This window comes from Halovulum marinum (assembly GCF_009697225.1).
In the GTDB taxonomy this organism is placed as follows: domain Bacteria; phylum Pseudomonadota; class Alphaproteobacteria; order Rhodobacterales; family Rhodobacteraceae; genus Halovulum; species Halovulum marinum.
The window spans coordinates 496,559-511,320 of the sequence record NZ_WIND01000001.1; the positions used below are offsets into that span (position 1 = coordinate 496,559).

Here is a 14,762-nt window from a genome sequence, read left to right on the forward strand (position 1 = left end):
GATACTCCTTGGGGCGTCAGCCCCCGAACACGAGGTTGGGCAGGAACAGGCTGATGCCGGGGAACAGCACCAGCAGCGTCAGCGCCAGGAACAGCGGCACATAGAACGGCAGCATGGCGCGCACCATCTGTCCGTGGCTGATCCGGGCGATATCCTGCGCGATGAACATCAGCACCCCGACCGGGGGCGTGGCGCCGCCGATGATCAGGCTGAACACCATCAGCACGCCGAAATGCACCGGGTCGATGCCGAATTCCAGCACTACCGGCACCAGGATCGGCGTCAGCACGATCTCGGCCGACGAGGCGACCATCAGCAGCCCGACCACCAGCAGCATGCCGACGATCACGAACAGCGCGATCACCGGGTTCTCGGACACCGTGGCGATGGCGTTGGCGATGGTCAGCGGCACCTGCTCGCGCACCATGATCCACGAGAACGCCGAGGCGACGGCGATGATCGACAGGATCCTTGCGGTGCCCAGCGCGGTGTTGCGGAAGGCGTACCAGACCTCGACCAGGCGCACGTTGCGGTAGACCAGCGTCAGCACCAGCCCGTACAGCACCGCGACCGCCGCCGCCTCGGTCGGCGAGAAGATCCCGAACAGGATGCCGGCGACGATGATCACCGGGAACAGGATCGCCGGTCCGCCGCCCTTGATCGCGGTGACCACCTCGGGCAGCGTCGCACGCTGGTAGCGCGGCATGTCGTTGGCGCGGGCATAGAAATAGGTGAACAGCATCTGCGTGGCGATGATCACGAAGCCGGGCAGGATGCCGGCCAACAGCAGCCGCCCGATCGAGACATTGGCCAGCGTGCCGTAGATCACCAGCGCCACCGAAGGCGGGATCATCGGCCCGACCATCGACGAGGCGACGGTGACCGCGGCCGAGAACGGCGCCGGATAGCCTTCCTTCTTCATCGCCGGGATCAGCACCGAGCCCAGCGCCGTGGTGTCCGCGGTCGGCGAGCCGGACATCCCCGAGAAGATCAGGCTGGCAAAGATGTTCACCTGCGCCAGCCCGCCGTGGATGTGCCCGACCAGCGCCTTGGCCATGGCGATGATCCGGTCGGTCAGCTTGCAGGCGTTCATCAGCTCGCCCGCCAGGAAGAAGAACGGGATCGCCAGGATCAGGAACGAGTTGATCGAGGCGGTCATCCGCTGCGTCATCAGCGCCAGATTGATGTCGACGGCGTAGTAGTAGACCATCGACGCGCTGCCGATGGCGAACACCAGCGGCAGGCCGAGGAACAGCAGGACCAGAAGCAGCCCGATAATCGCAAGCGTCAGCATTCGGTGTTTCGCGCCTTACATCGGGTCTTCGTGGCCGTAGCCGGGATCGGTGCGGCGGTGCCGCGGGCGGACATAGAAGATCCGCCCCAGGATCGCGGCGATCATCAGGCCGGCGCCCACGGTGGCGGCCAGCCGGATGATGCCGGCCGGCAGCGGCAGGGCCGACAACTCCTGCATGTTCTCGATCCGGACCAGCTTGACGCTGGTCCAGCCGAGGATCGACAGGAAGCCGATCGAGATCGCCGCGTTCAGCCAGCGCACCGCGGCGCGGAGGCCGGCGGGCAGCTTGATGTAGAGCACGTCGACGTTCAGGTGCCGCCCGTCCCAGCACACCGCGGCGGCGCCGACGAAGGCGATCCATACGATCAGCAGCTTGACCAGCTCCTCGCTCCAGACCAGCGGCGCATTGAAGAAATAACGCAGCCCGATCTGCAGCAGGGTGATCGCCACCACCACCGCCAGGGTGACGCCGACGGCGACGCGCAGCGGCAGGGCCAGGTCCAGGGGTCTATCGTCTTTCACGTCACACCGCTCCGATCTGGCAGCATCCGAGCATGACGCCGACTGGATTGTCCAATATATTTATCAACGCCATTATGTTGTCTCAGGTATCAATCAGGACCCCCAATGCTTCCCGTCGAGAACATCGAGATCCGCCATCTGCGCTATTTCCTGCGCGTCGCCGAGGAGCTGCATTTCGGCCGCGCCGCCGAGATGCTGGGGGTGTCGCAGGCGCCGCTGAGCCAGCAGATCCGCCAGCTGGAGGAGCGCATCGGCGTGCGCCTGTTCGACCGTACCACCCGCACCGTCCGGCTGACCCCGGCGGGCACCGCGCTCTACGACCATGCGCAGGAGGTGCTGAGCACGCTCGAGGGCGGCATCCGCTCGGCCCAGGCGGCGGGCGGGCTGACCTCGGGCACGCTCAAGCTGGGCGCGGTCTATGTCGCGGTGTTCACCTTCATGAGCGCGGCGATGCGCGACTTCGCGAGCCGCAACCCGCAGGTGCGGCTGGACATGCAGATCCACACCACCGAAGAGCAGCTGGCGCTGCTGAAGGACCGGCGCATCGACGTCGCCTTCGTGCGCCCGCCGCGCACCGCCGCCGGCATCGCCTACCGCGAGGTGCACCGCGAGGGCTTCGTCGCGGCGCTGCCGGCGGAATCGCCGCTGGCGCGCAAGCCGGACCTGGGCTTCGCCGATTTCCGCGACCAGCGCTTCGTCACCTATTCCTCGATCGTCGGCGCCAGCTACCAGGACGTGGTGATCCAGCATTGCCGCAAGGCCGGCTACCGCCCCAACGTGGTGCAGGAGGTCAGCCACACCCACACCATCGTCACCATGGTCGCCGCCGGCATCGGCATCGGCATCGTGCCGGCCTGGGTCGAGCTGACGCCGATGCGCGGCGTGGTCTACCGCCCGCTGACCGAGCTGCCGCGCGCCGTGGCCCTGGTCGTCGCCTGGCGCGAGGACAGCATGAACCCGTTCGTCCGCGACTTCGTCGACTGCACGCTGGCCGCCGCCAGGGCCGAGGCGGCGCGGCGCGCCGGGGGCGGCGACTGAGACGCGCCGCGCGTACCGCCGGCGCGCCGCGGCAGACGCTAGCGGATGAACTGGTCGACGTAATCCGCGCCGAGGCCGACATCGGTATAGTGCTTGCGGCACATCTCGATCTTGGTGAACACGTCCTCGAAGCCCAGGTGCTTGCCCCAGGGATCGACGTAGTACATCACGCCGTTGACCTGAAACAGGGTCATCATCTCGTCGACGTCCTCGGGCACGACCAGGGTATGCGTCTCGCCCGGCGGCTCGTAGACATAGCCGCCCTCGGTGGCGACCCAGTCGTGCTCCAGATACCGCCAGCGGCCCTTCAGCACGAAGCCGTGGACCGGGTTCGGGTGGCGGTGGCGGCTGAGCACGCCCGAGCGCTGCACCTTGAGGATGTTCACCCAGTAGCCCTGGCTGGCGTTCAGGCACAGCGGGCGGAAGAACACGTTCTCGGCCTGGGGCACCCAGACCCGGTCGTCCTGCGGCACGGCGTCGGGGACGACGATGTCGCGGCCGGCCTCGGCGGGCATCGGCAACTGGTAGGGCATGCGGGCCTGATCTTCGGTCTGGCTCATGGTTCGGTCCTCACATCACGCCAAAGGTTTCCAGCGCCTGCGCGGCGGACATGCCGCCCCTGATCGCGCGCTCGACTTCGGTCTCGGTCTCGGCCTTGTCGACGGCGCGGCGGATGGCCTCGGCCTCGGCCTCGCGCGGGATCACCAGCACGCCCTCGCGGTCGCCGAACAGCAGCGCGCCCGGCTGGATCCGCACGCCGTCGATCTCGATCGCGCAGCGGTAGTCGATGACCTTGCCGCGCGGCCCCTGGTCCTGGGCATAGACGCCGCGGCAGAAGGTGGGAAAGCCCAGCGCCTCGATCCCGGCGGCGTCGCGGACATAGCCGTCGAGGATCGCACTGGCGGCCTTCAGGTAGGTGGCGCGGGTCGCCATCAGCTCGCCCCATAGCGCGTAGCGCAGCGCGGCGCCGGTGGCGACATAGATCTCGCCAGGCCTGAGGTCGTCGAGCGCCTCAAGCATCAGCCCGAAGGGCTTGCGCGACAGCGGCCCGGCGGCGGCCTCGGGCGCGTCGTCGAAAATGTCCGCCTCGAGCACCGGCATGGCGCGGCCGGCGATCTTCATCCCCGGCTGCAGCGGCGCGATGCCGGCGGGCAGGAACTGCCGGCGCAGGCCCATCTGGTCCAGCACGTCGCCGACCACGGCGGTGAACAGCCGGGTCTCGAGCAGCTCGAAAAGTTCGGTATCGGTCATGTCTTTCCCCTCATACGGCAGAATATCCGCCATCCACCGGCAGGATCGCCCCGGTGACGAAGCCGGCGGCGTCGGATGCCAGGAACAGCGCCGGGCCGGCCAGGTCCCCGGGCTGGCCCCAGCGCCCCATCGGCGTGCGCTGCAGGATGGCGCGCGAGCGTTCCCTGTCCTCGCCCAGAGCCCGCGTCAGCGCGGTCGAGATCCAGCCGGGGGCAAGGGCGTTGACCCGGATCCGGTCGGGCGCCCAGGCCACGGCCAGCGATTTGGTCAGTTGGCCTATGCCGCCCTTGGAGGCGGCATAGGCCGGCGAGGTCGGGCTGCCGAAGAACGTCAGCATCGAGGCGATGTTGATGACGCAGCCGCCGGCCGCCTTCAGCGCCGGATGCGCGGCGGCGCAGCAGCGCTGGGTGCCGTTCAGGTTGATGTCCACCACGTCGGCAAAGCCGGCGGGGGTGAACTCGGCGCCGCCGCGAAGGATGACGCCGGCGGCATTCACCAGCACGTCGATCCGCGCGAACGGGGCGAAGAACGCCTCGACGCCGGCGCCGTCGCGTACGTCGAGTTGCGCGAAGGCGATGCCGTCGGCGCGGTCGCCGGGCAGTTCGTGCCCGGTGGCGGTGACGGTGTCCCCGGTGGCGGCGAAACCCTCGGCGATGGCGCGGCCGATACCGGTCGTGCCGCCGACGACGATGACGGTGCGGCTCATGCAAATCCCCTTTCAACTTGCGGACGGCGCGTCTTGCGCGGCGAGACGGCGATCGGCGCCACCCGGACCAGCAGCGTTACCGCGCCCGGGGCGCCGCCGATCGGGCGGGTGCGGAATACCATCAACTGCCCGTCCGACGTGATGATGGACGTCATGACGTTCCGCCGTTGTTCGGCAGCATCGGAAGCGGCAGCCCCGGCACCACGACCGGAAAGCCCACCGGCGCCGCATGACCGACAATGCCGCCGGCGCCGGTAGGGGTGACGCGCTTGGTCTTCATCAGGTGCTCTCCGTTGCCCGAAGTCGGTCAGTCGTCGTCGCCCACGCCGGGCTGCGCCGCGGCCGCGGGGGCGAACATCAGATCGGTGTCGCACTCGGCCTGCCGCAGCAGCTGCTCCATCGCGCGGCGCGCGCCATCGGGGTCACGCCCGGCGACGCGGTCCAGAACCGCGTGGTGATTGGGGATGTTGCGGCGGAAGTTGCCGGGAACGGAGATCAGCGCGTCGAAATTCGTGCGCAGCGCCTGCATGATCGCCCGGGCGATGCAGGCGATGAACCTGTTGCCCGCGGCGTCGGCCACCGCCAGGTGGAAGGCCAGGTCTGCCTCGACCGATGCGGCGCGGTCCTCGCCCTCGGCGGCCTGCTCCATCCGGGCGACGAGGTCAGCGATCGCGGCCAGCTGCGTCTCGGTGCGGTTGCGCGCGGCGTCGGCGGCGGCGAAGGGTTCGAGCATCGCGCGGACGCGAAGGATCTCGCGCATGAAGGCCGGGTCGGTGCCGGCCGGGCCGGTGGACCATTCGATCAGCTCGATGTCCAGCGCGTTCCAGCGCTCGCTCGGCAGCACCTTCGTGCCGCGGCGCGGCGCCACCTCGACCATGCCCTTGGCGACCAGAAGGCGCATCGCCTCGCGCAGGGTGTTGCGCGAAACCGAGAACATCGCCGCCAGTTCCGCCTCGAGCGGCAGCCGGTCGCCCTCGCCGAAGGAGCCGCGGATGATCGCGGTCCCGATCGCGCGCGCTGCGGCGCGCGAGCCGGACACCCATGGCTGTGGCGTGGCGATCACGTTTCCCCCATCTGGCCGTATCCGCGCACGGTGGTGTCGGCACGCCCATTTTGGTAGGATGAATACGCCCCGCGCGCGACATTGTCAATCCCCGCGTTTCGGCGGGACTGCGGCCACCGCGGGTCGCAGCGCCGCTCTGCTATGGACAAGGGGGGACCACTGTGAAAACCATGACCCGCTTCCCGGCGGCAGCGATCCTGCCGCGGGATACTGATATTCTGGGAGGACACTCAATGGATCGCCGCAAGTTCATCAGCAGCGCCGCGCTGGGCGCGGGCGCAACGGCTCTGGCTGCGCCGGCCATCGCGCAGGACAAGATCACCTGGCGCATGGTCACCACCTGGCCGAAGAATTTCCCGGGCCTGGGGGTCGGCGCGCAACGCCTGGCCGACCGCATCACCGCCGCCTCGGGCGGCCGCCTTTCGGTGCAGGTCTACTCGGCCGGCGAGCTGGTGCCGCCGCTGCAGTCGCTGGACGCGGTCATCGACGGCACCGCCGAGATGAGCCACGGCGCCGCCTACTACTGGCAGAACAAGTCGACCGCGCTGTCCTTCTTCACCGGCGTGCCCTTCGGCATGACCGCGCGCGAACTGACCGCCTGGGTCCGCTACATGGGCGGCCAGGAGCTGTGGGACGAGATCTACGACCAGTTCGGCGTCAAGGGCTTCCTGTCGGGCAACACCGGCACCCAGGCCGGCGGCTGGTTCCGCGAGGAGCTGACCGGCCTCGACGACATCAAGGGCCTGCGTTTCCGCACCCCCGGCCTTGGCGGCCGCGTGTGGGAGAAGCTGGGCGCCACCGTCACCAACATGGCCGGCGGCGAGATCTTCCAGGCGCTGCAGTCGGGCACGCTGGACGCCGCCGAGTTCGTCGGCCCGTACAACGACCTGGCGCTGGGCTTCTACCAGGTGGCGAAGAACTACTACTTCCCCTCTTTCGTCGAGCCTGGCCTGGCGACCGAACTGGTCGTCGACAAGTCCAAGTTCGCCGAACTGCCCGAGGACCTGCAGGCGATCGTGGAATTCGTCTGCGCGGCCGAATACGACCAGGTCGCCTCGGACTTCTATGCCAACGATCCGCGCGCGCTGCAGACGCTGGTCAACGACCACGGCGTGAACGTGCGGCAGTTCCCGGAAGAGATCGTCCAGGCCGGCGCGCAGGCGTCGAAGGAGCTGATCCAGGAGCTGCAGGACAGCGACGACGATCTGACCCAGCGCACCACCGCCAGCTTCCTCGAGGCGCTGAAGCTTCTGCGCAACCGCACCGAGACCATCGACGGCACCTTCGTTGCCGCCCGTGCGCAGTACTTCGACCTCTGATCGCGGCCCACATATCGAACGAAAAGGCCCGGGCGCTCGTCCGGGCTTTTGCCTGCAGGGCGCGTCCGTCGCCTAGAGAGCGCAGAGACCGCGGATCGCCAGAGTGAATGCGTCGATCCCGAAGCTCGTTTCCAGATCCTGCCCCGAACGGCGCAGCCATCTGTCCTGGATCGCATATGCTTCGGTCTCCGAAGCGGCGAGGCAGGGATAGCGGTCACCGCGGAGCGCCTGGGCATGGTGCACCAGCTCGTGGACGATTATCGACTCGGAGGCCGGCTCTCCCGGGGTCCACGCTCCCGCCAGAAGGATCACCTGCTGCGACCGGTCGTAAAGCGCGACGATGCTGACGCTGTCGGTGCCGCGCATCGGCTGGCCGGTATAGAGCGTGACCAGGGCATCCGGCGACATGACCCGGACCCGCGGTGGCGGGGCCCGTCCCTCGATCCGCAATTCGCGTCCCACCCAGTCCCACAGGTCAGATATGCGCGTGCAGGGCGAAATGCATGTCGCGCCCGCCATCGGCGCGATGCTCAGAACGAGGCCGAACGCGATCGGCGCGAGCGGGATTCGAGCTATGGAATCGCGAAATCCGCACATTTCGGGGTCTCCCATTCGATGAACGAGCAAGACCCGGCCGGGCACCACGCTACGACGTGGAGTGCACCCGGAATCAGATTATCACATCACGCTTCGGCAATATGTATGCAAGCGCACAGCTGGCGGGGGGCCGTCAACCCGCCGCCACCTTCGGCAGCCAGGTGACGATCTGCGGGAATATGAACAGGATCGCGATACCGATGATCTGCAGCACGACAAAGGGCAGGACGCCCTTGTAGATGTCCCCCGTCCTGACCGAGTTCGGCGCCACCCCGCGCAGGTAGAACAGCGCGAAGCCGAACGGCGGCGTCAGGAACGAGGTCTGCAGGTTCACCCCCACCAGCACGCCCAGCCAGACCGGATCGACGTCCAGCGCCAGCAGCACCGGTGCGGTGATCGGGATCACGATGAAGATGATCTCGAAGGTATCGAGGATGAAGCCCAGCAGGAACATCACCGCCATCACCATCGCCACCGCGACCAGCCGCCCGCCGGGCAGCGCGGCCAGGAACTCGTGCACCAGGTTGTCGCCGCCCATCAGCCGGAACACGATCGAGAACACCGAGGCGCCGAACAGGATGATGAACACCATGCTGGTGATCGTCGCCGTCGCCACCGCCGTCTCGCGCAGCACGCCGAAGGACAGGCGCCAGCGCAGCGCCGCCAGGATCATCGCACCCACCGCGCCGACCGAGGCCGCCTCGGTCGGGGTGGCGATACCGCCCAGGATCGACCCCAGCACCGCAATGATCAGCAGCAGCGGCGGCAGCAGCGCCACCAGGATCTCGCGCGGCAGGTGCCGCTTCTCGTCCGCCGGGACCGGCGTCGCGGGACAGCTTTCGGGGTCGGTGATCGCCTTGAAGATCGTGTACGCGGTGTACAGGCCGACCAGCAGGATCCCCGGCAGCAGCGCGCCCGCGAACAGATCGCCCACCGACACCGGGACCGGGGCGAAGTTGCCCTTCTCCATCTGCACCTGGCTGTTGATCGACGACAGCATGTCGCCCATGAAGATCAGCACCGTCGACGGCGGGATGATCTGGCCCAGCGTGCCGCTGGCGCAGATCACGCCGGTCGCCAGCCGCGGATCGTAGCCCGCGCGCAGCATCGCCGGCAGCGAGATCAGCCCCATCGTCACCACCGTCGCCCCGACCACCCCGGTCGAGGCCGCCAGCAGCGCGCCCACCAGGATCACCGAGATGCCCAAGCCGCCGCGCAGGTTGCCGAACAGCTTGCCCATGGTCAGCAGCAGCTGCTCGGCGATGCGCGAACGCTCCAGCATCACGCCCATGAAGATGAACAGCGGCACCGCGACCAGCACCTCGTTGGTCATGTAGCCGATGTAGCGGTTCGGCAGGCTGCCGAAGTTCGACGGGTCGAACACGCCGAAGGCCATGCCGACCAGGCCGAACAGCAGCGACACGCCGGCAAGGGTGAAGGCCACCGGGAAGCCCAGCAGCAGGAAGGCGATGATGCCGAAGAACATCAGCCCGGAGAGCAGCTCACCGATCAGCACGGGATCCATCAGGCGGCGCCCTCCGCGGCGGCAAGCTCGTCATAACGCATCCGGCGCGGCACCAGGTCGCCGCGCCCGCCCAGGATCAGGATCGAACGGCAGATCATCGCGATGCCCTGCAGCGCCACCGCCCCCGCGAACAGCAGGATGAAGCTTTTCAGCACGAACAGCCCCGGCATGCCGCCGACGTTGGCCGAGCCCTCGGCAAAGGACCACGAGCGGGCGACGAAGGGCCAGGAATAGGCGATGACCACGAACATGAACGGCAGCAGGAACACCACCGAGCCGATCAGGTCGACCCAGGCCTTCCGGCGCTCCGAAGCCGGGCGATAGAAGATGTCGACGCGCACATGGCTGTCGCGCAGCAGCGCGAAGCCGCCCACGGCGGTGAACATCGCCCCGCTCAGCCAGATGTACAGGTCCTGCATCCACACGAAGCTGGTCGCGAAGGCGTAGCGCAGCACGACGACGCTGAAGCAGACCACCACGATGCCCAGCGACAGCCAGGCGAACACCGCGCCCAGCGCCGCGTTCAGCGCGCTGATCGCCGCCGCCACCATACCCAGATATCTCATCGCCCCTCCCGTCCGCGCGGACTCTCGCCGCCGCCTGCCCTTCTTTCGAACGCGGCCGCTGTCTTGCATGGCGAACGCCGTCGCACAACGGAATTCTTTCCCGGTGCGGACGTTCCGGTGCCGCAGTGTAGCGGCAACAGGCCCGGGCGGGCCAACAGCTTCAGGCGGTCAGCATGCGCAGCGCGGTGATCGCCAGGAACAGGGCGAAGGCGCGCTTCAGGTTGGCCGGGTTCAGCGCGTGGGCCAGCCGCGCGCCCAGCGGCGCGCACAGAAAGCTCATCGGCGCGATCAGCGCCGCCGCGGGCAGGCTGACGTAACCGAGGCTGCCCGGCGGCAGATCGTCGATCCCCCACCCGGCCCAGATGAATCCGGCAACGCCCGGCACCGCGATCAGCAGGCCCAGCGCCGCGGCGGTGCCCACTGCCCGGTGCGGCGGAAAGCTGAACGCCGACAGCGTCGGCACCGACAGCGTGCCGCCGCCGATCCCCATCAGCGCCGAAATCACCCCGATCACCCCGGCGATGGTCCGGTTCACCCAGGCCCGCACCGGCAAGTGGTCCTGGATCACCAGCGTCTTCGGGATCGCCATGTTGACCGCCACCACCAGCGCCACGACCCCGAAGATCGCGCGCAGATCGCCGCCCGAGACCACCTTGGCCAGTAGCCCGCCGGCCAGCGCGCCGGCAAACACCCCCGGCCCCCACAGCCGCAGCAGCGGCCGGTCCACCGTGCCGCGCCGCGCGTGCGAGCGCATCGACGAGATCGACGTCGGCACGATCGTCGCCAGCGAGGTCGCCACCGCCAGATGGCTGGCGTATTCCGGCGCGACGTTCAGCAGCGTGAGCACCCAGAACAGCACCGGCACGATGACGATGCCGCCGCCGACGCCCAGCAGCCCGGCCAGAACGCCGGCAATCACGCCGGTGGTGGCCAGGCCCGCCACCAGCAGCACGATGGTCAGCCCGTCGAGCGTGGCGGGATCAAGCTGGGTCTCCACGGCGCGAATTCCTCATGCGGTGCGGCTGGCCGGCGGCGGGTACCGCCGGCCAAGCCCTCGCCCAGCCGCGCGCCGTTGTCCAGCCCCCCGTGCGCCGCGGCGATCAGCCGCCGGCGCCGGGCTGCGCACGCAGGAAGCCGCGCCAGCCGCCGAATGCGGTGATGTCCTGCGCGCCCTGCACGCCCGAGGATTCCACCAACAGCCCCTTCACCGGCCGCCCGTCCCGCAGCCGGATCGTGCCGAGGGTCCGCGGCGCGCGGCAGCGCCCAGGTCTCGACCTCGATGGTGCGGCCCTTCTCGATCCGCAGCAGGCCCGGGCCCGCGGGCGGCCCTTCGGCCAGCGCGTACATCCGGTATCCCGGCGCCGTGGCGGTACGCGCGAGGAACCGCGCGCCGCGGCCGGTCAGCTCTGCGTTCAGCGGCAGGCCCGACATGTGCCCGCCGCAGACCGCGAGTTCGATCTCGTCGGTCGCCACCGAAACGCCTTTCCCGAGGAACTGGCTGCCGCCGCTCTGCGTGCTCACCTGGCGGTCCTTTCCGTCACGTCTTACCGGCGACAGGTTGCCGGGGGTGACAGTCGGCGGCGCCGGCGATAACTTCCAGTGCTGATATTTCACAAATCCGGTGCATTAATTGCACCGCCGGAGGCGGGCCGTTGCGCCATCTGAAGGTCTACCAGATGATCGAGGCGGTCACCCGCGCGGGGTCGATCCGCAAGGCGGCCGAGGACATGAACATCACCGCCTCGGCGCTGAACCGGCGCATCCAGGGCTTCGAGCAGGAGTTCGGCTCGGAGATCTTCGAGCGGCTGCCGCGCGGCATGCGCCTGAACCCGGCGGGCGAGTTGCTGCTGCACCACATCCGTGCGCAGAAGACCGACCTGGCGCGGGTGCAGTCGCAGGTTGCGGACCTGTCCGGTGTGCGGCGCGGGCACGTCACGATCGCCTGCTCGCAGGCGCTGCTGCCGTATTTCCTGCCGCGGCAGATCGCGCTCTACCGCCGTGACCACCCGGGCGTGACCTTCTCGGTGCGGGTCCGCGACCGGGTGCAGGCCGAGAAGGATCTTGTCAGTTTCCACAGCGACCTGGCACTGGTGTTCGAACCCGCGCACATGGTCGATTTCGAGGTGCTCTACGCCATCGACCAGCCGGTGCACGCGATCATGAGCCGTGCGCATCCGCTGGCCGCCGCCAGAACGCTGCGGCTGCGCCAGTGCCTGGACTACGACCTGGTGGTGCCGGGGCCGCAATACGGCGTCCGCACGCTGCTGGACCGCGCCGCGAAGCGCATCGGCCGGCAGCTGGAGCCGGCGCTGGAGACGGAATCCTTCGAGATGATCCGCCACTTCGCCGCCCTGGGCCAGACGATCGGCTTCCAGATCCCGATCGGGCTGAATCCCGCCGCGCACGAGGACGTGGCCAGCATCCCGCTGTCCGAGTCCGACCTGCCCGCGGGGCAGCTGTACCTGGGCCAGCTGCGCGGCCGGGCGCTGCCGGTCGCGTCGATCAGGTTCGCGCAGCAGCTGACCGCGGCGCTGGACGCGACCGGCGGCTGAGACCGCGGCTCAGTGCGGCTGCACGGTGATGTTGCGGCCCTCGGGGTACAGCAGCGAGACGCCGTTGCGGAACACGTGAACCTTGGACGGATCGGCGGTCAGCGCCACGCGCCTGTGCTTCATGTCCGGGTGGATGCCCTGCAGCTTGGCGATCACCGGGTCGGCGCCGCCAACCGGCGTGTAGTACAGCAGCGTGACCTCGCCCAGCGCCTCGGTGATGTTGACCTCGCCGCTGAAGATGTGCGCGCCCTCGCCGGCCGCGACGAAATCCTCGGGTCGCACGCCGATGTTCACCGGCGAGTCCTGCATCGCCGCGTTCGACGGATAGTCCGACACCGCGCGGCCGCCGCCGTCCAGTTCGACCGCGGTCTGCTGCCCGGTCTGCACGATGCGGCCGGGCAGAAGGTTCATCTTGGGGCTGCCGATGAACTGGGCGACGAACTCGTTCTCGGGCCGCTCGTACAGGGTCAGCGGCGCGCCGACCTGGGCGATGCCGCCGCCCGCCAGCACCACGATGCGGCTGGCCAGGGTCATCGCCTCGACCTGGTCGTGGGTGACGTAGATCATCGTCGAGTCGGGCATCGCCTCCTTCAGCTGGGCGATCTCGATGCGGGTGGCGACGCGCAGCGCGGCGTCGAGGTTCGAGAGCGGCTCGTCGAACAGGTAGACCTTGGGGTCGCGCACGATCGAGCGGCCGATGGCGACGCGCTGGCGCTGGCCGCCCGACAGCTCTTTCGGCAACCGGTCCAGCAGGCCGGACAGCTGCAGCTTGTCGGCGGCGGCGGTGACCGCGGCGCGCACCTCGTCGTCCTTCTTCCTGGCGATGCGCAGGGCGAACGCCATGTTGTCGTAGACCGTCATGTGCGGGTAGAGCGCGTAGCTCTGGAACACCATGGCGATGCCGCGCTGCGCCGGGGGGATGTCGTTCACCAGCACGCCGTCGATCTCCAGCGCGCCGGCGGTGATCCGCTCCAGCCCGGCGATCATCCGCAGCAGGGTGGACTTGCCGCAGCCCGAGGGGCCGACGAAGACCACCAGCTCGCCGGTCGAGATGTCCAGGTTGATGTCCTTCAGCACCTCGACCGTGCCGCCATAGGTCTTGCCCACATCGGTCAGCTTCAGCTCGGTCATGCCCGCGCGTCCTCCCTTCGCCGCCTCACGCCCTGTCTCCGGGCGTTCATTTCACCGACCCCGCCAGCAGGCCGCGCACCAGGTAGCGCTGCATGGCGAAGAACACCGCCAGCGGCACCGCGATCGACACGAAGGCCGAGGTTGCCAGGATCTCCCAGTCGCCGCCGCGCGAGCCCAGCAGGTTCACCAGCCGGCCGGTCAGCACCAGCCGCTCGTCGTCGGTGCCCAGGAACACCAGCGCCACCAGCAGGTCGTTCCAGGTCCACAGGAACTGGAAGATCGCGAACGACGCCAGCGCCGGGAACGACAGCGGCAGGATGATCTTGACGAAGATCTGGAAGTCGGTGGCGCCGTCGACGCGGGCGTTCTCGATGATGTCGCGCGGCAGGCCGACCATGTAGTTGCGCAGCAGGTAGATCGCCAGCGGCATGCCGAAGGCGGTGTGCGCCGCCCAGGTTCCCATGTAGGTCTTGCCGATGCCGATCACGTTGTGGATCTGCAGCAGCGGGATCAGCGCCAGCTGCAGCGGGACGACCAGCAGCGCCACCACCGCCGCGACCAGCAGCGCGCGGCCGGGAAAGTCCATCCACGCCAGCGCGTAGGCGGCGAAGGCGGCGATCAGGATCGGGATGACGGTGGACGGGATCGCTACCGTGGCGGTGTTGATGAAGGACTGGCCGACGCCCGCCCCGGCGGTGCCGCTGAACAGCACGTTCTCATAGTTCGCCAGGGTGAACTCGGGCGGCGACGAGGCGGTGGCGAACACCCGCGGCAGGCGCTGGCCCTCGAAGCTTTCCGGCCCGGCGAGGGTGAAGGTCCCGCCCTCGTCCAGCGTCAGCGTGACGCCGTCGCCAAGATCGGCGGTGGCGCCCGGCTCATACGCCTCGACATCGCGCGAGCTGGTGCCCCAGGCCTTGATCGTCATGTCGCGGTTCGGGAACAGATCGCCCTGCAGCACGAAGCGGCCGCCCTGCTGCACCTCGTCGCCGCCGACGCGGACCGCGGGCTCGTTGCGCTGCTGCGTCGAGAACGCCGCCCACCAGCCCGAGCCCGAGATCTGGTCGCCGGTGCGGAACGACGACACGAACAGGCCGGCGGTGGGGAACAGCCACAGGATCACCAGCAGCACCACGGCGATGTGCACCGCCCAGGTCAGCCCCGACTTGCGTCCCGCGATATTGTCCATCGGCCCGCCCCC

At 68.9% G+C, this 14,762-nt stretch carries 18 protein-coding genes; 3 read left to right on the forward strand and 15 right to left on the reverse strand.

What is annotated here, in order from left to right:
* Positions 1-16: 16 nt before the first annotated feature.
* Complete coding sequence (locus GE300_RS02530) at positions 17-1,294, reverse strand: TRAP transporter large permease (protein ID WP_154444538.1); 1,278 nt, start codon at positions 1,292-1,294, stop codon at positions 17-19.
* Between the two features lie 15 nt (positions 1,295-1,309).
* Entirely contained in the window at positions 1,310-1,816 is a 507-nt protein-coding gene (locus GE300_RS02535; RefSeq protein WP_325063068.1) for a TRAP transporter small permease, read from the reverse strand.
* Between the two features lie 105 nt (positions 1,817-1,921).
* On the opposite strand from GE300_RS02535, the gene GE300_RS02540 reads away from it, so the two are divergent.
* Positions 1,922-2,854, forward strand: coding sequence for a LysR family transcriptional regulator (locus GE300_RS02540; protein ID WP_154444539.1), 933 nt, complete (start codon positions 1,922-1,924; stop codon positions 2,852-2,854).
* A 38-nt stretch (positions 2,855-2,892) separates the two neighbouring features.
* On the opposite strand, the gene GE300_RS02545 is transcribed toward GE300_RS02540, so the two are convergent.
* The 6 genes from GE300_RS02545 to GE300_RS23660 are packed head-to-tail and all read right to left on the reverse strand — an operon-like array spanning position 2,893 to position 5,874.
* Positions 2,893-3,414, reverse strand: coding sequence for a 2,4'-dihydroxyacetophenone dioxygenase family protein (locus GE300_RS02545; RefSeq protein WP_154444540.1), 522 nt, complete (start codon positions 3,412-3,414; stop codon positions 2,893-2,895).
* A gap of 10 nt (positions 3,415-3,424) precedes the next feature.
* Positions 3,425-4,105, reverse strand: coding sequence for an RraA family protein (locus GE300_RS02550; protein WP_233416711.1), 681 nt, complete (start codon positions 4,103-4,105; stop codon positions 3,425-3,427).
* 10 nt (positions 4,106-4,115) lie between these two features.
* Positions 4,116-4,811 (reverse strand): SDR family NAD(P)-dependent oxidoreductase, encoded by a 696-nt coding sequence (locus tag GE300_RS02555; protein WP_154444542.1) that lies wholly within the window; start codon positions 4,809-4,811, stop codon positions 4,116-4,118.
* Positions 4,808-4,966: a hypothetical protein gene (locus tag GE300_RS02560; protein WP_154444543.1), complete on the reverse strand. Its 159-nt coding sequence runs from the start codon at positions 4,964-4,966 to the stop codon at positions 4,808-4,810. The genes GE300_RS02555 and GE300_RS02560 overlap by 4 nt, the downstream gene beginning before the upstream one ends.
* On the reverse strand, positions 4,963-5,091 hold the full coding sequence (locus GE300_RS23505; RefSeq protein ID WP_267905404.1) for a hypothetical protein: 129 nt from the start codon (positions 5,089-5,091) through the stop codon (positions 4,963-4,965). The genes GE300_RS02560 and GE300_RS23505 overlap by 4 nt, the downstream gene beginning before the upstream one ends.
* Positions 5,092-5,118: 27 nt before the next feature.
* On the reverse strand, positions 5,119-5,874 hold the full coding sequence (locus GE300_RS23660) for a FadR/GntR family transcriptional regulator (RefSeq protein WP_154444544.1): 756 nt from the start codon (positions 5,872-5,874) through the stop codon (positions 5,119-5,121).
* Positions 5,875-6,107: 233 nt separating this feature from the next.
* Here GE300_RS23660 and GE300_RS02570 point away from each other — a divergent pair, with 233 nt between their 5' ends.
* Complete coding sequence (locus tag GE300_RS02570) at positions 6,108-7,193, forward strand: TRAP transporter substrate-binding protein (protein ID WP_154444545.1); 1,086 nt, start codon at positions 6,108-6,110, stop codon at positions 7,191-7,193.
* Positions 7,194-7,265: 72 nt separating this feature from the next.
* On the opposite strand, the gene GE300_RS23665 is transcribed toward GE300_RS02570, so the two are convergent.
* The 5 genes from GE300_RS23665 to GE300_RS23975 all read right to left on the reverse strand — a co-directional run bounded on the left by GE300_RS23665 (position 7,266) and on the right by GE300_RS23975 (position 11,402).
* Positions 7,266-7,805 (reverse strand): DUF6647 family protein, encoded by a 540-nt coding sequence (locus GE300_RS23665; protein ID WP_325063069.1) that lies wholly within the window; start codon positions 7,803-7,805, stop codon positions 7,266-7,268.
* Positions 7,806-7,923: 118 nt separating this feature from the next.
* Positions 7,924-9,315, reverse strand: coding sequence for a TRAP transporter large permease (locus GE300_RS02580; protein ID WP_154444547.1), 1,392 nt, complete (start codon positions 9,313-9,315; stop codon positions 7,924-7,926).
* A complete protein-coding gene (locus GE300_RS02585) occupies positions 9,315-9,881 on the reverse strand; it encodes a TRAP transporter small permease subunit (RefSeq protein WP_154444548.1) in 567 nt (188 codons plus the stop codon). The genes GE300_RS02580 and GE300_RS02585 overlap by 1 nt, the downstream gene beginning before the upstream one ends.
* A 160-nt stretch (positions 9,882-10,041) precedes the next feature.
* On the reverse strand, positions 10,042-10,878 hold the full coding sequence (locus tag GE300_RS02590) for a sulfite exporter TauE/SafE family protein (protein WP_325063070.1): 837 nt from the start codon (positions 10,876-10,878) through the stop codon (positions 10,042-10,044).
* Entirely contained in the window at positions 10,839-11,402 is a 564-nt protein-coding gene (locus tag GE300_RS23975) for an allophanate hydrolase-related protein (RefSeq protein ID WP_154444549.1), read from the reverse strand. The genes GE300_RS02590 and GE300_RS23975 overlap by 40 nt, the downstream gene beginning before the upstream one ends.
* 131 nt (positions 11,403-11,533) lie before the next feature.
* Between GE300_RS23975 and GE300_RS02600 the strand changes: the two genes are divergently transcribed.
* The gene (locus GE300_RS02600; protein ID WP_154444550.1) at positions 11,534-12,433 is read left to right on the forward strand and encodes a LysR family transcriptional regulator; all 900 of its coding nucleotides are present in this window, start codon (positions 11,534-11,536) and stop codon (positions 12,431-12,433) included.
* Positions 12,434-12,442: 9 nt separating this feature from the next.
* On the opposite strand, the gene GE300_RS02605 is transcribed toward GE300_RS02600, so the two are convergent.
* Together GE300_RS02605 and GE300_RS02610 are read right to left on the reverse strand one after the other, a co-directional pair.
* Positions 12,443-13,564 carry an ABC transporter ATP-binding protein gene (locus tag GE300_RS02605; protein WP_154444551.1) on the reverse strand — a complete coding sequence of 374 codons (1,122 nt, stop codon included), beginning with the start codon at positions 13,562-13,564 and terminating at the stop codon, positions 12,443-12,445.
* Between the two features lie 46 nt (positions 13,565-13,610).
* On the reverse strand, positions 13,611-14,750 hold the full coding sequence (locus GE300_RS02610; RefSeq protein ID WP_154444552.1) for a carbohydrate ABC transporter permease: 1,140 nt from the start codon (positions 14,748-14,750) through the stop codon (positions 13,611-13,613).
* Positions 14,751-14,762 lie beyond the last annotated feature (12 nt).